The sequence below is a fragment of the Vibrio sp. GLN_1 genome, from assembly GCF_043106015.1.
In the GTDB taxonomy this organism is placed as follows: domain Bacteria; phylum Pseudomonadota; class Gammaproteobacteria; order Enterobacterales; family Vibrionaceae; genus Vibrio; species Vibrio parahaemolyticus.
In genome coordinates this window covers 283348-301118 of record NZ_JBICMD010000035.1, presented here as the reverse complement: position 1 = coordinate 301118, position 17771 = coordinate 283348, and the positions used below count along the sequence as shown (strand labels likewise).

18 protein-coding genes are annotated in these 17771 nt (G+C 42.9%); 7 read left to right on the top strand and 11 right to left on the bottom strand.

Features of this window, described 5'->3' with window-relative positions; all coding sequences use genetic code 11:
- Positions 1–51: 51 nt before the first annotated feature.
- The 3 genes from gpM to ACF8OV_RS16500 are packed head-to-tail and all read right to left on the bottom strand — an operon-like array spanning position 52 to position 2640.
- Positions 52–768 carry a phage terminase small subunit gene (gene gpM, locus ACF8OV_RS16510; protein WP_274024142.1) on the bottom strand — a complete coding sequence of 239 codons (717 nt, stop codon included), beginning with the start codon at positions 766–768 and terminating at the stop codon, positions 52–54.
- 10 nt (positions 769–778) lie between these two features.
- Entirely contained in the window at positions 779–1783 is a 1005-nt protein-coding gene (locus ACF8OV_RS16505; protein WP_065870465.1) for a phage major capsid protein, P2 family, read from the bottom strand.
- Positions 1783–2640 (bottom strand): GPO family capsid scaffolding protein, encoded by an 858-nt coding sequence (locus tag ACF8OV_RS16500; RefSeq protein ID WP_274024143.1) that lies wholly within the window; start codon positions 2638–2640, stop codon positions 1783–1785. Before ACF8OV_RS16500 ends, ACF8OV_RS16505 begins: the two co-directional genes overlap by 1 nt.
- 166 nt (positions 2641–2806) lie before the next feature.
- Here ACF8OV_RS16500 and ACF8OV_RS16495 point away from each other — a divergent pair, with 166 nt between their 5' ends.
- The 3 genes from ACF8OV_RS16495 (at position 2807) to ACF8OV_RS16485 (ending at position 5934) form a co-directional block, all read left to right on the top strand.
- Positions 2807–4579, top strand: coding sequence for a terminase large subunit domain-containing protein (locus tag ACF8OV_RS16495; protein ID WP_274024144.1), 1773 nt, complete (start codon positions 2807–2809; stop codon positions 4577–4579).
- On the top strand, positions 4576–5604 hold the full coding sequence (locus ACF8OV_RS16490) for a phage portal protein (RefSeq protein WP_258639547.1): 1029 nt from the start codon (positions 4576–4578) through the stop codon (positions 5602–5604). Before ACF8OV_RS16495 ends, ACF8OV_RS16490 begins: the two co-directional genes overlap by 4 nt.
- A gap of 78 nt (positions 5605–5682) precedes the next feature.
- The gene (locus ACF8OV_RS16485) at positions 5683–5934 is read left to right on the top strand and encodes an ogr/Delta-like zinc finger family protein (RefSeq protein ID WP_079765352.1); all 252 of its coding nucleotides are present in this window, start codon (positions 5683–5685) and stop codon (positions 5932–5934) included.
- A 1-nt stretch (position 5935) separates the two neighbouring features.
- Here the strand turns inward: ACF8OV_RS16485 and ACF8OV_RS16480 are convergent, their stop codons facing one another.
- The 8 genes from ACF8OV_RS16480 to ACF8OV_RS16445 form a co-directional block, all read right to left on the bottom strand.
- Positions 5936–6163, bottom strand: coding sequence for a hypothetical protein (locus tag ACF8OV_RS16480; RefSeq protein WP_170827861.1), 228 nt, complete (start codon positions 6161–6163; stop codon positions 5936–5938).
- A 171-nt stretch (positions 6164–6334) separates the two neighbouring features.
- The gene (locus ACF8OV_RS16475; protein ID WP_274024145.1) at positions 6335–7420 is read right to left on the bottom strand and encodes a putative phage abortive infection protein; all 1086 of its coding nucleotides are present in this window, start codon (positions 7418–7420) and stop codon (positions 6335–6337) included.
- Between the two features lie 153 nt (positions 7421–7573).
- Positions 7574–9661: a hypothetical protein gene (locus ACF8OV_RS16470; RefSeq protein ID WP_274024146.1), complete on the bottom strand. Its 2088-nt coding sequence runs from the start codon at positions 9659–9661 to the stop codon at positions 7574–7576.
- A gap of 54 nt (positions 9662–9715) precedes the next feature.
- Positions 9716–9943 carry a hypothetical protein gene (locus ACF8OV_RS16465; RefSeq protein ID WP_140305228.1) on the bottom strand — a complete coding sequence of 76 codons (228 nt, stop codon included), beginning with the start codon at positions 9941–9943 and terminating at the stop codon, positions 9716–9718.
- A complete protein-coding gene (locus tag ACF8OV_RS16460; RefSeq protein ID WP_048625810.1) occupies positions 9925–10227 on the bottom strand; it encodes a hypothetical protein in 303 nt (100 codons plus the stop codon). The genes ACF8OV_RS16465 and ACF8OV_RS16460 overlap by 19 nt, the downstream gene beginning before the upstream one ends.
- Before the next feature lie 62 nt (positions 10228–10289).
- A complete protein-coding gene (locus ACF8OV_RS16455) occupies positions 10290–10625 on the bottom strand; it encodes a hypothetical protein (RefSeq protein WP_274024147.1) in 336 nt (111 codons plus the stop codon).
- A 9-nt stretch (positions 10626–10634) separates the two neighbouring features.
- Positions 10635–11174: a phage regulatory CII family protein gene (locus ACF8OV_RS16450; RefSeq protein WP_053306662.1), complete on the bottom strand. Its 540-nt coding sequence runs from the start codon at positions 11172–11174 to the stop codon at positions 10635–10637.
- Positions 11175–11284: 110 nt separating this feature from the next.
- Positions 11285–11497, bottom strand: a complete 213-nt coding sequence (locus ACF8OV_RS16445; protein WP_206225614.1) for a hypothetical protein — start codon at positions 11495–11497, stop codon at positions 11285–11287.
- 95 nt (positions 11498–11592) lie between these two features.
- On the opposite strand from ACF8OV_RS16445, the gene ACF8OV_RS16440 reads away from it, so the two are divergent.
- From ACF8OV_RS16440 to ACF8OV_RS16425, 4 genes are all read left to right on the top strand, one after another.
- Positions 11593–12261 carry a helix-turn-helix domain-containing protein gene (locus ACF8OV_RS16440; protein ID WP_274024149.1) on the top strand — a complete coding sequence of 223 codons (669 nt, stop codon included), beginning with the start codon at positions 11593–11595 and terminating at the stop codon, positions 12259–12261.
- A gap of 173 nt (positions 12262–12434) precedes the next feature.
- Positions 12435–13814: a hypothetical protein gene (locus ACF8OV_RS16435; protein WP_274024150.1), complete on the top strand. Its 1380-nt coding sequence runs from the start codon at positions 12435–12437 to the stop codon at positions 13812–13814.
- A 92-nt stretch (positions 13815–13906) separates the two neighbouring features.
- Positions 13907–15493 carry a DUF4041 domain-containing protein gene (locus tag ACF8OV_RS16430; protein WP_274024151.1) on the top strand — a complete coding sequence of 529 codons (1587 nt, stop codon included), beginning with the start codon at positions 13907–13909 and terminating at the stop codon, positions 15491–15493.
- A gap of 19 nt (positions 15494–15512) precedes the next feature.
- Positions 15513–17330 (top strand): ATP-dependent endonuclease, encoded by a 1818-nt coding sequence (locus tag ACF8OV_RS16425; protein WP_274024152.1) that lies wholly within the window; start codon positions 15513–15515, stop codon positions 17328–17330.
- Positions 17331–17771: the final 441 nt, after the last annotated feature.

Genomic DNA, 17771 nt, shown 5'->3' with positions numbered 1-17771 from the left:
CCGATTGGCTTCTCTTACCTCACCAGTCGAGGCGCGGTGGCGTAGGAGTCTTTACAGGTTCTTGCCTTCGTTAATGGCGCGAATTCGGGCTTCAATCTTCTTGATTTGGGTACCCACCCCCACTTTGCTGTTCTTATCGTGCGCGTGTTGAAGCAGAGCCAATGCTTTTTCCAACGTTTCTACGTTGCCAACCGCTGTGGCTTGCGGTTGGCCTTCTTCATTTCGGATCAGGTATAAACCCGCGAACTTGTACCACTTAGCGTGAACCTTCTCGTGCAAGCGCCACTCTTTCTCGACCTTATCGAACACCTGGGAGAAATAAGGCTCAATGGAATGACCACGTTCAGATTCTTTCTCCGCCCATGCCAACACTTCGTCAGCACAGAACGTCGGCCAGTCACGGCGGAAGTTTTCTGGCGTAGGCAAATCTAGCGCAATGGCTTTCATGCACCACTCAATCGCGGCATCCAGCTCTTTAATGTCGAATAGCCAAACCACCATGTTGGTAAAAATTGGGTTTTCGAACGCTTCGCCACTTTCTAAATAAGCCTGAACATACGGCTTGTATTTCGGTACCAGCACTTCACGCTTGTGCTTAATTCGATCAGCGATGGCGTTAAATGAGCGCAAATACTTGCGGTCTTCTTCAAACTCAATCAGCTTGATGTGCAGGCTGTCGGTATCTGCTCCGGAAATGACTTCCGGTACAGACTGGTTAGCTTGCTGTTCAATGAGCTTTCGACGCTGTTTTGCTAATGGGCTAACCATGCATTACTCCTTAAGCAGCAGGCTCAACAACGGTCACCGCTTCAATCGCAGCGAACTTGTTCAGGTTACCGATGGCGTAACCTTCCATACGGATATGGTTTTGTTTGAAGCGAAGCGTGTCTTCATCATTCTTTTGCTTACGCCACTGCGTACCTTCCTGCGTGAGTACTTGCAGGTTTTTGGTGTTGGTTACCCAAACCTGATCGACTGGGAAGAACGGCGCTTGATAGGCTTTCTTACCTGCAATAGTTTTTGCCAGTTGTTGAGCAGCTTTGTGCTCGGTAGGCGTGTTTGCCGCTTCCAGTAAACGGTGCTGCTCTGCTGCGACCAAGTTTGAACCGACGAGAACCACAAGATCAGGGTCTTGGCGGTGCTCTGGCGCAATCGTGGTATTGATCAGGTCTTGAACCAACGAATCTAGGTTTTTGTAAGAATCCGCGGTTGCACCTGATGAGTCGAGTTGGGCAGAAGCAAGGACTTGGCTCGCTTTCTTCTCTTTCGCGATAGTCAGCCAACCTTTGTTGACATCCTGACCAAGTGGATTAGCCACTGGGTCTGTTACCGTTGCAGCCGATGTTCCATTGAAACCAACACGTAGAATATCGAGAGCAAAACGGCGCGAGATGGCATTTTGCATCATCTTCAACCATTCATTTTTAGAACCTGAGTTCGCCCATTGAGTCATGGTTTCCCAAAGAATGTGCGCACCAGAATCAGTTTTAACCAACTCGTAGGTGTTACCACTTTGGCCTACTTCTACGCTAAAGCGCTCATTGTTACCGCGGCCTGTTGATAGACCATCGTTACCAACATCAACAACCTGACCTTTGATTTGCTGTACAGGCAGCATCGCGATCATGCCCAAGAAGGCATCTGACTGCATAATTGCCTGACGCAGCTTAGTTTCCATTGGCGGCGTAAGGTTAAACATCGTTTGACCTGCTGACGCGCCTGCACTTGTCAACATAGTTGCAGAAAACTCTTGCAGGTATTGAGTTGAAATTGCGTTCAGCATTAAAACATCTCCTTAGCTGAGAATTTATCGTCAGCGCCAGAACCATTTGGTTCTTGACCCGGAACTTCTTTTGAAAGTTCAGCGAATTGGTTTTCGAGACCGTTCACTTTCTCGATTAACGGTTTTAGTTTTTCGTCCAGAGTGGCAGAGAACAGATCAACGCTTGTTCCCTTCTCTTCTGGCTCTGGCGTTTCTGTTTCGTCTTGCAAGTTGAACTCTTCTTTCAGTTCTTGCTTGAACTCGCCTTTGAATGCAGAAAACTGCTCTTTCAGTGCTGCTTTAAGTTGCTCTTCGGTCACGTCGGTGTCCTCTACTTTTGATGGAGTTTCTGGCACTTCATCGCCAGAAGAGAAAAATTCATTGAATGCCGCAAAAAATCGGTCTTTGCGTGTAAAGCAATCGGAGAAGTCCACCTCTTCTAAATGGCTTGCTTTCATCTCGGTGGTTTCGCCAGATTGACGAGAAAATTGAAGGAGCGAAGTACCCGTGGAGGCTGGGGAGTCAGTCGCAGCTAGGCCCATTAAATAGCAACGTCCTTCGCCCTTGTAATCAGGATTTGGTTCGATGGATGTGAATAGCTTTTGCTTTTTTCGGTTGGCTTCGAGCATGAAGTCGTTCGGCTCTAACTTCGCGAACAGACGCATTTTGCCGCTTTCTTCCTCCGCTTTGAGCTCAAGAACTTTGCCCCAGTTATCACCGTAACCATAAAATCGACGGTGCTCTGGCCAGATTAGCGCGGTGTACTCTTTTGGGTCATAGTTTGCCGCCATTTGCTCAATCCAATCACGGGTAATTTTGCGCCCGTCTACGGTTGGCCCCTCAGTAGCAATGATTTTCCAGTCACTAATCTTTGGCATTTTGGTACTCAAACTTGTCATTCACATATCGGTGTGAGCAAACAATACGCCTTTGAATAACGGCTTTCAGCCACTTCAATTCCTACCAATTCGGATTTTTCCAAAACTAGAATTTTCAGGAATTTATCTAGGTCATCTGCAAGTTTTCGGCGCGTATGATGCAGCTATGGCATATTCAGATGAAATAAGAGAAGCCGCGAAAAAGCTTTATTTACGCGGTGTTCCTCCGAAAGAAATTGCAGCGCAACTGAACCTTAATAGTGAGCGCATCATTTATACCTGGGCGGAGAAATTCGGCTGGTCTTTGTTGCTTAATGAACTTTCTGTTGAGGAAATGATTAATCGCCGTTTGGCGGTGCTGATAGATAAGGATGAGAAAACCGATCAGCAACTCAAGGAAATGGACAAGCTAATCGATCACCACGTTAAGCTGTTAAAAGCTCACGCTGATGCAAAAGCCAAAGCAGAGCGACACCTTTCGCTAGGAAGCTCACCAAAAAGTGATGGTGACTCACCTAAGAACAGCAGTAACGGCAACCGTAAAAGGAGCCGTAAGAAGAACAGCATTGAGCACCTAACAGAAGATGACTTTAAAGGCTGGCACGAATCCCTGTTCGAATACCAGCACACGATGCGTAACAATATCAAACAGCGTATTCGTAATATTCTCAAGTCTCGCCAAATTGGTGCTACTTACTATTTCAGTGGTGAAGCCTTAGAAGATGCGATTCTGACTGGTGATAACCAAATCTTTCTTTCTGCATCACGCGCACAAGCTGAAGTTTTCCGCAGCTACATCATTGCGATTGCTAAAGAATTTTTAGACATCGAGTTAACCGGCAACCCTATCATTCTCTCCAATGGTGCCGAGCTGCGCTTTTTGTCTACGAACAGCAAAACCGCGCAGAGTTATCACGGCCACGTTTATGTCGATGAATACTTCTGGATACCTAAGTTCGACGAGCTGAACAAACTGGCTTCGGCAATGGCAACACATAAGAAGTGGCGCAAAACCTACTTTTCTACGCCGTCTTCTAAAATGCATCAGGCTTACCCGTTCTGGACTGGTGACCAGTGGCGCAAAGGCAAAGACTCACGCGCCCATATCGAATTCCCGACTTTTGATGAATTCCGAGACGATGGCCGACTTTGCCCAGACAAACAGTGGCGTTATGTTGTCACCATTGAAGATGCCGCGAATGGTGGTTGTGACCTATTCGACATTGACGAACTACGCGAAGAATACAGCGATGATGACTTCAAAAACCTATTCATGTGCGTATTTGTCGATGGTTCATTGTCTGTCTTTAAATTCTCTGACCTTGAAAAAGGCATGGTGGATGCCGCTCACTGGCAAGACTTCAAACCAAATAGCAAACGCCCTTTTGCCACTCGGGAAGTTTGGTTGGGTTATGACCCAAGCCGCACCCGAGACAATGCCTGTTTAGTGGTTGTCGCTCCGCCTGTCGTCGCGGGTGAACGTTTCCGTGTATTAGAAAAACACTACTGGAAAGGCCTGAACTTCCAATATCACGTAGCGGAAATAGACAAAGTCTTTCAGCGCTACAAAGTGACTTACATCGGCGTCGACACCACTGGTATTGGCGGCGGTGTTTGGGACTTAATTTCAAAGAAATACCCACGTGAAGCTCACGCCATCCATTACAGCAACGAAAACAAAAACCGCCTGGTAATGAAGATGATTGATGTAGTAGAAGCCGGACGCCTGCAGTTCGATGCCGAACACAAAGACATTGCAATGGCGTTTATGGCGATTAAGCGCGTACCAACCGCCAGCGGTAACGCCATGACCTTTAAAGCCGAACGCAGTGAAACGACCGGACACGCCGATGCATTCTGGGCGATTTCTCACGCCGTCGCTAACGAACCGTTAGATCACTCAACACCAACTAAATCAACCTGGGCCACTGCAGCATGACCGAGCAAATAAACACTTTAGTCAAACAAGAAGAACACGCGACAGAGTCGGTCTATCACATCGACTCCTCACCAGAGTCCATCGACTCAAACAGTTGGATGACCACCTATTCAGATTTGTTTTACAACGATGCCGATAACTATTGGGAGCCACCGATTTCACGCAGTGGCTTAGCAGATATTGCTCGTGCCAACGCCTATCATGGCTCATTGTTGATTGCTCGGGCAAACTACGTAGCCGGACGCTTCCTAAATGGAGGCGCGACCCGCCGCAGACACATCCAAGCCTTTTGCCGTGATTACTTCACCTTTGGCGATGCTGCATTTCTTAAAATCCGCGATGGTTTCAAACGTGTGGTTCGTTTGCATCCATTACCTGGCATGTACCTTCGCAGACGCAAAAACGGTAATTTCGTCATTCTGGAGCGCGACAACCAGCAACGCGAATATAAAAAGGAAGATGTTATTTTCTTGCCCCAATATGACCCACAGCAGCAAATCTACGGTTTAGCGGATTACCTTGGCAGCATTCAGAGCAGCTTGCTGAATAAAGACGCGACTTTGTTCCGCCGTCGCTACTATAAGAACGGCGCACACATGGGCTTTATCTTCTACGCCACCGACCCAAACCTTAGTGAAGAAGATGAAGAAATGTTGAAGCAGAAGATCGCCAGTTCTAAAGGCGTGGGTAACTTCCGAAGTATGTTTGTGAATATTCCGAACGGTAAAGAGAAAGGGATTCAGCTGATTCCGGTTGGTGATATCGCCACCAAAGATGAGTTTGAGCGCATTAAAAATATTACCGCGCAGGACATTCTTGTCGGTCACCGTTTCCCTGTTGGTAAGGCTGGCATTATTCCGCAGGGCACGACCAGTTTAGGCGACCCAACGAAGATAGGCAGTGAATACGCCAAGGATGAGATCATTCCGGTATGTGAGCTGATTATGGATGAAGTGAACTCAGACCCAGAGGTACCTAAACACTTGCGGCTTAATTTCAACTTAATACATGGAGATACTGCCTAACCACCGCTCCTAAACTGTATAAAAACACAGCTTTTTGACGTATGATTATTAAGTCAGTCAATAAGCTAGGTGTTTTATATGAGAGTGTTGTGCCCGGAGTGTGGAAGCAAAAGCCGTATCCAAAAATCCAACCGCTTAACCAACAGTCATTCAGATTTGTATTGTAGCTGCAGTGACCCCGAATGTGGACACACCTTTGTGATGAATTTGTCTTATAGCCATACGTTGAGCCCATCGGCAAAAACGACAAGCCAACTGGCATTCAACTTGTGTAAGGCGTTGCCGCCAGAGGCACGGCAACAGCTCAAACACCAACTATCTATGTTGTAAATTACTTCGACATAAAAGCAGTACTCTCCGTTTCGCAAGCCATCTCGATAATACTCAAGATGGCTTTTTGTTTTTCAGAGTCCAACTGCCCTTTCGCATCCGCCAGTATTAAGCTTGCTATGTACGCACCTGCCGCTCGAGTTCGCTCTGTCGCCTCACTATTTGCTACACCATCAATGACGATCTCTAAAGCAGACAACATGATATCGTTTTGATTTTTATCCGACATATCAACACCCTTACTAATCACCAGCAAAATATACTGTATATTCATACAGGTTTCTACAGTGATTTTTAGACTTGATTCACTCATTAGGGAATTTTTGATACGTCGAATCAATGGAAATCAAACACAATTAAAATTCATACGATTAATTGCTATCCGTCAGCATCGTTCGTGTTAGAACTCTTCTTCCATTTCAACATCTTTTAATTTTTTAAATTCTATCAGCTCTGGACTTAACAACAGTTTACCTATCGGCGAATCAGATCCATACTCAGATAAAATATACTCATACTCGCCGCATTCTATAAGGTTAGATGCGCCCAGTGCTGCTATTCTGCGAATATCCGAAAAGATCTGGCTCAATGAGGTATTTGTATTAAAAGCTTGCTGCTTATATAAGCATACAAAATCACACTTATAAGACCCCATTTGGATACGGTTATAAGCTAAAAGCCCCATCATACTTAGATGCTCGAGCATCGCATAACGTTCAACTAAAAGAGTGTACTCCAAATAATCTTTACTGGTAGTACGTCCAAAGGCACAGTTATTCGCTAAACCCAAAATCAGATTACTTGGTATCATAGCTCTGACTAAGCTTGAGTATGCTTTCTCGTCATCAGTAGGTTTTGAAACTAAATATTCCGGAGAGAAGTCTTTTTCCTGATTGTCTGGATGGTTACGAGCAATAAATTTCAACAATTGATATAACACTCGATAGTACTTACACAAGCTATGGTTTCCTAATATATTTCTTCTAGCATCCATAGCGCTCTTACAGTGTTCGAAATCCAAAACGTCCTGAGCCTTATCGTTTTCAGCAATCTCAGATAGTATTTTGTTGTGCTCTGATAGAAGTGTTGCAAAGGTATTATCAAACTGCTGTTGGCGAGCCGCTTTTACCTGTTTTTCTAACGCCTCTGCTTGCTTTGAGTTCGCTTCCGTAGTTTTAGATAGCTCTTCCCTCGTCATCGACAACTCTTTCGACTGCAACCTAATTGTGTGAAGCAAAGCCATTAATGAACAGAAAGCCAAAAATGGATTTAACAAACCACCAAAATAATCTCCTTTGGTGCCCAAAATTCCTGCTTTTTCGGCTAGAGACAAACTGTCATTTGCATTGGGATAAAGTGTATTGTTGTATTCAACGTACAAATAAAACGTAAAGAATAAAATCGACACAATCAAAATTGCGAAAACAATACTTCTGAGTAAATTTCCGTATTCTGATGAGTCAGCATCAGTATTTTCTCTGTTCATATACTTTAGTCATAGTAAAAATGGAGTAGTACCTTGGATTATTCACACTTTAATTTCAAGGTGTTAAAGCTTATTTTCACAACTCAGATCTGCTTGAGATTGCTTTAGTTATACTATTTTTCCACTCTGTAGGAAGTAGATGTGCCACAGTAGTTAAATTAATTGTGGAGTTATTCTCCCTTCTAGATAATCTGCGGCAACACCATTCCAATAGCTACGCTCACTTTCGTCGATTTCAAAGTGGGGAACGGGCTCATTCAGCAATGACTGCCAGTATGACTGATTGTCTTTAAATCGATGATATTCCGTTTGATAATAGTAGGTTGCACTCTGTTTGATGTCACTCAAATCCACATCTCTACAATTCAATGACCATCCTCTAGCGCCTGCAGCCCAAAGCATAAAATTATCGACCTTGTCCTTGGCCTGTTCGCCTTCAAAAGTGATGCAGAATCGATTACTCGTATTAACATGCACTCCCCTGCTATGTAAGTTCTGGCTCAGCTTTTCGGCCCGCTTCTCCAATCGAATGATTCGCTGATAAAGCTTGTTCTGGTATTCCTCAGGTTTATGCTGCTTTTTGGCGATCGCTTTGGCCTTGATGGTTTGCTCTTTGGCATTTCGTAGTTTGCGGATTTGCCGCTTAATTGGCTTCTTCCACTGTTCAAGCTTGTAGCCCAGTTCCTTAATAATCGCAGTCATATTGCCAGCTTCAAACGAAGCAAGCGTTTCCCAGGCAGGTGCTCTTGAACACTTCGCGATGTTGTACCGATTTCCCTTAATAAGCCCTTGGTCAGCGTTTTCACCTTTCGCTGCATAGCCGACCGCTTTGATAATGTAAGAACCGGCAGCTTTTGGTTTTTTGATTCGCTCTAATTTCGCAAACCCGTGTCCCCAAATCTTTTCAAGTCGTTTCGCCCAGGGACTAAACAGATGCTCTGGTACTGTCCATCTCAGCAAAATATGAACATGTGGATTTGGCTCACCGTCTTCATTAGCCGGACACTCAGCAACCCAAATATAATGGAAGTCTGCAGGTTGATTCGTTGGGCCAACATCGCTTGGTTGAACGTACTTAGCTACTTTCTCGTGAGTTAAATCGCAGTACTTTTGTCCGCTGTCTGTATCGGTTTGAATTGTGTGGTCTGCCACCCAGCCGCGTTGGTACATCTTCTTCGCACCATCGAGAAAACGAGAAACCTCTTTGCCTATCGTCGTTTCCAAAGTCTTCTCCATCGAGAATTCTTGCTTTGGTTTTTGTTTGAGGTCGCAATACGGACCAGCAATGACACCGTTCTGGTTCATAACCTTCACTCGCTTGCTATCTCTGGTCGGAAACAACCAGTATTCACCGCCAATATCAGTGATTGGCTGGTCTACTTTCTTTTCATCGCGCTTTGGATGTACCGTCACCATGTTACGCTTATAGATTATCGGGTGATGTGAACCCATGCTGACACAGTCACTTCCATCCAACATTCCGCCGAATATGGCCAGCCGCTGTGCATTGGTGAAGGTAAGCGTCAGGAACGTTGAGAACCCACCGTGACAAGCTGCAGTGTAAGCGCCTGCCTCAAAAATTTTAGACACAGAGCGAGAGGTGAGTTTTTCCGAGAACCTTTCACCGCAGTTTTCTGCAGGTGCAGCACTGGACGGTGTTTCAGTTACCGCCTGAAACTTGTAAGTCTCGTTCCAAGACCGGTGCATTAACTGCATCGAAATCGGAATCTTATTCGGCTCACCTTTTGCTCGCTTACCATTCTGATTAAGAATGCTAGGTTTTGAGCGCTCGTTAGCCTCATACAACGCGTCGTGGCTGAAGTTAGCGTCGGTATTGCTTACGATATGTTTAGGACGCAGAGACTTGCTCAGGCTCATCAACTGCCTAATTTGCTTGTCCTTTCTGTGACGAAATTTCTCTGTCGGACTTTTGCGCCCTTTGACTAGCCTATACTCTTCGGCGATTCTCGCCGCCGCTTCGCGGTCGTGTCCCGAGAGGTAATTTACAGATTTATAGAAGTCAGTTCGCTCTTGAAGATCTCGCTCACGCTTAGACTTTCGATTGGGAACGCGGTCATATATCGCTATTTTTTTGACTATTCCACTATTTAGAAGTGCTTGTTCTTGGTCTGAGTAAATTTTGGAACCTAAAAAACCAGCATTATAGCTGGCGTCATTATTTTTGATTCGGTCTAGGGGCATCACTGCCCCGCCGATATATAGAAGATCAGACTGATTCATAATCTATCCGTAGTTTATCTTTACCTGCAGACAAAACGGTAAGCTTTTGGTGCCTCATACCGACTCCAGTTCCTGAGTCGTCACTAGCATGAAACCACCTTTCATGTTGCCTTTGCTCAATACACCTTTACTTAGATGAGTACAATTAAGGGAAACACACGCTTGTTCGATGGCTTGGTCTAGTGATTCGAAATCACCAACTATTACATTGGCAACTTCTTGAGTTTCTTCATGGCGGATAACACCACCAGCTGGACAAAGCATTATTGCGGCATATTGCATAAGACAGGCTCCAGTTCTTTCTCATCACGACGAACGGCAACGCGTTCAATCAGGTAATCTTCAATGTTCAGTAGTTCTTCAAGCGCACGCTCTTTATCAATCAACACAACGTTGTGAGCGTGATTCGTTGTGTTTTCGTCGAACACAATCACGTTGAGAAGGCTCATTTTTGATGAGTACTCGATACGAATACTGATGACGTCTGAGCTATCCAACGCCAAAGCGAACAGACTATTGATGGTTGTTTGGATAGCGAGTTTGTTTGCAACTTCATTTAGATTCATCTTTTATGCTCCTACGCTAAGACGAAAAAAGCCCCCTGTTACAGGGGCAAATGCTTGGAGAATTAATGCGTACTACTGAATTGGTAATGTTTGAGGCGTCGAACGTCACCAAGATTGCGATCGAACAACGTCGCGATTTCTTTAATCTGTTGCATGCCGTTACGGATTTTTTGAAGCTCCAAATCATTAAAGCTTTCAAACTCTCGAACATGCTCCGATGCTTTCAGATCACCGGCGACTAAAACCATACCGCGAAAACGTGGTGGCATAGCGTCCCACAATTTTTTCAACTTGCCGCGTGTAGCGGAACCGTTGAACAAGGCTTTACAAGCGGCAATGCTCTCGCTGGCGTGGGGTATTTGCTTTTGTTGTTCTTGTTGAATAGCTAGCTGACTCATTGGTTCTCCTTAGGCTAAGCCTGGAAGTGGCGCACCGTTGGCTAGGAAATCTGTGCCCATTTGCATGAGTGGCTGAAAGCCGGTGGTGCGGTTTTCTAAATCGTTGACGAACAAAACTAAGTTGCCGATGGCCGCTTGAACCTTGGCAATGGTTTTGCGCTTTTGACTGCGGGGTAAACGGTCTGCGCTGCACATGTGCATTGCATCGCTAGACAGCTCACCTGAATATTGGTTGTTAAGTAACGTGCGCTCTAAAAGGTTCTTATCTTCCCCGTCTTGAGGTAACTGAACCGTCACCACACCTAAGTCAGCAAAGAGTGTGTTCACAATGGTGTAATCGCCGGATTCTTTACTCAGCAATGCCAAATCCACAGGGTCCAGTTTGTGAGGCTGTTCTGGATTTAGCTTGTTACGCAGCATTCTCCCAGTTAGGCCGATGCGTGGAGCCAGCTTTTCCATATTATGATTGATAGCGAAGTCGCAGCATGCAGCGTTAAAAGATTGCTGTTTGCGTTCGCGGAATCCGCACATAGCGATATTTGCGTCCATGATCCACACTCTTACATGAAAGGCGGTACGAGAATGACAACTAACGAGAACTCATTTAGCCACATTAGGCAGTGCGTTTTAGTTGGAATAAGAGAGGAAAAGCCCATTACTTACCCAAGCACAGCAATGGCTTCACGTGCTGCCATTTCGTGCATAGCAACCATGTTAATCAATGGCTTATCGCGGCGTTTGTCTTTGGGCTTGATGATGACGCGACCTTCAGTCACGTACTGCTTGATAGTGCCCATAGGTAAACCAGTAAGGCGAGAGTATTCTTCGTAAGTCACATATGGACTTAGTGGAGGTATCTTGTACGTTAACATGGTGATATCCTTGTATTTATGTCTATCTTCTTCGGTTGTCTCTTGCTTTGGTCGGCGCGACAATCAACTTTCGAGTACAATATTGATCAACTTATATGGATAGTCAACAAAAAATATCAATTTTCGAGTACCTAAAAGGTGAAGACTTTACACAAACCTTGAAGGATTCTCTAGGGTTATCGACATTTGCAGAGTTAGCAGACGTAACGAATGTAAGTCGACAAACAATCAGCACATGGAATGCGCACAATAGGAACTCTCACGAGTTAGTTGTTCGTATTCATTTGAGGACAGGAATCCCTGTTCACGAACTAATTCTTCCAAAAGATTACCCTCTGACAGATCTACACCACTCTTTTTGGGGCAATAAAAAAGCGCCTAAAGCAGAGGTGACTTCATCTAGTCCAGAGTTACAGAATCCTCAGTTAGCCATCGTCGCGATTAAAAGTTTCTGCCTTACGAATGGCCAGCTTGTGCCAACTGGAGAGATTCCATACGCACAACGCATGTTCAACTCTTGGGATTTAGAAGCCAGCAACACCATTGAGATCGAAACGAACGAAGGCCGCTTTCTGGTAGATAAAAAACAGAACGATGCAGTGAGTGGTGAGTATTTGATTGATATGAATGGGCGTCTGTCCATCAACCACATTCAACGATTACCAAACAAACTAGCAGTCGTATTTGGCAACGCGACGGTTGAAGTATCAGAGGAAGATATCAAAGTAATTGGCCGCGTGGCGGTAACATTAAGAAAAGAATAATGGTTAAAAAGATGACTAGGAAACAAAATGGATATTACAAATAAATTAACTTTTTGTAACTACAATAAGAACCCAAAAAGCCTGACAAAAACCTTAGCTCTGACACCAGTAGTTTTAAAGCACGACAAGTTTTCTAGTCTCTTGAAAGTAAGTAAAGTTCCGGAGGACTTTTAATGAAAACTGAGAATCCAATGGTAAGAATCACCACCTCTCAATTTAAACAGATTTCTGAATACTTAATTAGGCTGAAAAAATATTTAAAAAACCCCTCTAGCCTTACGGGCCCCCTAACAAACCTGGAAAACCAACTTTCCAATATCATGTCGCATAACCTCCTTGGCACTTCTCTCGTAGATGAAACACCAGATAAATTCAAACAAGTTCCATATGAGGATTTTGATAATGTAAACAAGTCACTTGCAAAAATCAAAGAACAATCAGCTAGAATAGGCATCATTATCACTCACGAATTAAAAGATCTATTACTTGATATTGAAGACACTTTTGATGAAATAAAAAACTTTAATGCTTTAAATCGAACCACTCTAAATGACAAGCTTGAAGGATTAATGGATCAGCTGTCAACGCGACAGAATGAGATTAACGCGCAAGCAAAAAAAGTTTTAGCCGAATTAGAAGAACGTTCCTCTTCCGCCGAAGCCAACTTCGAGAGAGAGTTAAAAAAGTACATTATAAATACACAACAGTCTCTAGAAGAAACAGTGTCTGATCACAAAGAGTCACTTCACAGTTTTATCATTGATAACCAAAACCGGCTCAACGACTCAATTAGAAAAACGTCATCAGAGGTAGTACTAGGAATTCAACAATCCCAAACTAATGCACAGCAGTCTTTTGATGATCACGTGGCTGAAGTTATAGGCAATATAAATAGAAGAATTGATGAAAAGATCTCTACCTACGATAAACAAAAAGAAAAAATGGAGACTGCCTTTAAACAGAAAATTGAAGCTGTAGAGAGTCTGATTTCTATCGTTACATCAGGAGTTATGGCGGATCAACATATAAAACAGGCAAACACTGAACGCAATGTTTATTGGGCTCTTCAGATATTTGGCTTTTTATTCATGATCGCCGCTATATATTCTGGTTCTGTATTTTTCAGCGAGATAACAAATATTCGTCTTCCATTTTTGCCAAAACCTGACTTGGTGATCCACGTGGATGGTGCAATTGGGTCGGGACAGAACCCTACAACTCTCATGTTCATGCGTTTATCGATGATTATCTTGCTAACTGCGCCAGCTATCTATTTATTAAAAGAAGCGGCAGTTCATAGACACAAAGAAAACCTATATCGTCAGCGTGGTATTCAGTTAGCAACAATCTCTCCATATCTAGAAGAGTTAGAAAAAGAAGAACGTGCAGCTATCAAAAAAGAGCTTGTAGCATCTTTCTTTCAGTTCCATGACGGTAAAGCAGATACTCAAAACGTCCCAGATTTTATAAGAGACATGCGTGAGATGGTAGGGATCGCAAAGTCCATAAACGGACAGAAGAAAACTATGCGTGAAAGGCTTGGTAGAAAATAAAATATACGGTCACTTTCACCTAACAAATAACTAAGCGAGTGACCTAACTTAAGAACAAATAATTATTAATTGGTTGTCTAGGAGCAAACGTTATGGATAAAGGTACTGTAATCGCCCTCATTATTTTCTTTTTACCAATATTGCTGCTCACTATCAGTATCAGAAGAGCTAAAAAGAACAAAAAAACATTCGAAGAGAAGCTTGCCGATACAAATAGGCAACTCGAATACGCATATGGAAAAGTTGCTCGCCTTGAAGAAGAGCGAAGAGACTTGAAAACTAAGTATGGGCCGATCATAGATATCGAAGGTCATGCAGCCAAATTACTCGATGAAGCAGAAGAAGATGCAGCATCTAAACGAGATCAATCATTAAAGTTGCTAGCTGAAGCCGAAGCAAACGCGGACGAAATTCGCCAGGAAGCGAAGTCTATCAGGTCAGAAGCGACCCAACGATTGAAAGAATCGAAAGAAAAAGCCGAAGTAATTAAGAGCGAAGCTAGAGTCGAAGCTGAGAAAGTTATCAGCTTTGCTGAGGCTCAAGCTAAGGAAATTGCAGGTGACGCTTACGAAGCTAAAGCGAAAGCAGACTCGTATGATAAAGCTATTCGTGCAATGCGAAACACCATCGAAGGCTACAAGGATGACTACATCATCCCTAATCACTCTGTGTTAGACGATTTAGCTGATGAGTTCGGTCATAAAGAAGCAGGTGAAGAACTCAAAGCGGCAAGGAAGAGAGTTAGAGATATGGTTAAGGATGGTTATGCTGGCGCCTGTGATTATGCAGAAATTCACCGCAAAACCTATGCCATTCATTTTGCTGTCGATGCATTTAACGGGAAAGTAGACAGCGCACTAGCGAAAGTTAAACATGATAATTACGGGAAAATTAAACAAGAAATCATCGACGCTTTTGCTCTAGTTAATCACAATGGCGCCCCTTTCAGAAATGCACGCATCAATCATGAGTACCTAGATGCAAGACTCAATGAACTTAAATGGGCAGTAGCCGCTTTTGAACTCAAAAAAATCGAGAGAGAAGAACAAGCCGAAATCAAAGCGCAAATTCGAGAAGAAGAACGAGCTATTAGAGAAATGGAAAAAGCGCGTAAAGAAGCAGAGAAAGAAGAACGTATGCTTCAAAAAGCGCTTGAGAAAGCTCGTGCTGAACTTGCCGCCGCGAATGATGAGCAAAGAGCTCAATACGAATCACAGCTTGCTGGACTCGAGGAAAAACTTAAAGAAGCAGAAGAGAAAGGCCAACGCGCCCTTTCTATGGCTCAACAAACTCGCAGAGGCCATGTTTACGTTATTAGTAACATCGGCAGCTTTGGTGAAGAAGTCTTTAAGATTGGTATGACTCGAAGATTAGAGCCAATGGATCGAGTCAAAGAGCTAGGAGATGCCTCAGTTCCTTTCTCATTCGATGTCCACGCTATGATTTACAGTGAAGATGCTCCTGCTCTAGAAAAAGAACTACATAGAAGATTTGATTTAGATTCTGTGAACAAAGTTAACCCTCGCAAAGAGTTCTTTAGAACTTCAGTAGCAGAAATTAAACAAGCTGTTGAACATCATGGGGTTACCGATGTCCATTGGACGCTTAAAGCAGATGCCGCAGAGTACCGTGAGAGTCTTGCTATAGAGAAAGAACAACAAGCGGAAGCTGTAGCATAGTAAAATAGCATATACCATTATGAAATTAACAAATTACATTAATAAAATTACATTTAGTGATGGAACCCAGTACTCTGCAACATGGGATCTCACTTCTGTAAAGCAAATTAATTTTTTTATTGGTCCTAATAATTCAGGGAAAAGTAGGTTACTACGAAATATTTATATAAAAGGGAAAAGCGAGCTAATATTCGATACTGACTTAATACCTTTAACAGAGTTTATAGACTACTTGCAAACCTTCGATAAAGAAAAGGAGATATCTTTTCAACGGTTTCTAAATTTTAGTGTTAATGAATTAAAGTCAAACATAGAGACAATTATAAAAGATGGTAAATCAGTAGGCGTAAAGCAGTTAACTGAAACTATTCTAACCAATATGAATCTAAACCATAGGAAATATGAAGACCTAGTTCAACAATACTTAATAGACCCAGTATTAAACCAAGAAAAATTAGAAACAATAAAGAAATTATTAAGATTAGCACCTTGGGAGTCTATATATATACCGACACTGAGGAGCCTCAGAAATATTGATAGCTCAGATTTATTCCATAAAAGAACGTCTTTGGATTATTTCCCTAAGTCGAATTTGAAAGAATACATTTTCACAGGTCATAGTTTATATGAAAATGTTAAAAACCATCTGTTAGGTACATTTGAACAAAGAGAAAAGATCCTTAAATATGAAAAGTATTTATCGGAAAACTTCTTTTTTGGTCAAGATATCTCACTTGTGCCAAGAATCGATACCGATGTTGTTTATTTCAAAGAGGGGGTAAAAGAAGAGCGTCCTATATATGACTTAGGTGATGGTATCCAGTCAATAATAATGCTGACTTACCCTGTTTTTATGGCTACCAAACCGACGATGTTCTTTATTGAAGAACCAGAACTTTACTTACATGCGGGATTGCAGAGAACTCTTGTTGAGACCTATGCTAATCATAAAGAACATATGTTCTACATTACCACGCATTCAAATCATTTTTTAGATATCGCGCAAGAGCGTGACGATGTGTCAATTCAACAAGTACGCCAGAGTAAAGAGGGTGAAACGGAAGTTACTCCCGCTGCAGAGTTTGAAGCACTCCTTACTGAGCTGGGCGTTCGCGCATCATCTGTTCTCCTGGCAAACTGCTCTATCTGGGTGGAAGGAATAACCGACAAGTTGTATCTCCGTACATACCTCAACAAGTATATAGAAGAACTTCGGGCAGAAGGTCACGAGAAAAAAGCTAATCAACTTTCTAGTTATCACGAAAACTTGCATTTTGTGTTTACAGAGTATCAGGGCAGTAATATTACACACTGGTATTTTGGAGCATCAAACTCAGATGAACACATTAACAGCACACCAGCAAGAAAGCTTAACCACAAAATATTGCTCATCGCCGATGCAGACATAGATGGTAAAGGCGAAAGAGTCAAAAAGCTGAGAGAGGATCTCGGTAATAGTTTTGAATTATTGAAATGGAAGGAAATTGAAAACTATATTCCACATGACATATTAATCAAAACTGCCAAAGCACGTTGGGGCACTTTTAATGGGATCGGAGAAAGTACAAATACTTTCGATAATATACCCAAAGACCGCTTTGAAAAAAAAGATGAAGGCGTTGGGATTATTCTTGAACGGTTTGTAAAAAAGAAGTCGCTTCGGGATCCTGACCGAAAGTTATATTCGGATAAATCCGGAACTATAAAAGACAAAGTAAAGTTCTGTCATACAGCCATCGAGATTATGAACTCCGAAGATACAGACTGGAAGCTAACCCCAGAGCTAACCAAATTATGTGAGCGAATTTGGGCTCATGTAATTGACAGCAATAAGTAGCGTTTTCGTGATTTAAAAGCCCCGACTACGGGGCTAATTTATTTATGACGGAGTGATACTTCGACCTACGAACTTCTTACGATAAGCGTAACCAAACCTTTTCCACTACGTTGTAGTTTCGGTAAGAAGCATAACCACCAAAGTACCTTCAGTTAAGCCTCACAGCATGCTTGGTCCACGCCATTCGATCCATCTACAATTTTTGCTTCACGAACGTTGCTTTCCAAGCTATCACTAAATCCGGATAACCAATTAATAACTAACTGGATCATCCTTATCAGTTTATTAGCACTATATTAGTACCATCGTAGAATTAAGGGTGTATATAAAGTCGGCCATAAACTTCCTCCTCAATAAGCAACCCAACATCAAAAAGTTAGATTAGCTGAGACTATTCTATTTGTAAAATTTTCTATCACTAACTTTAAATGGATCTTCTTC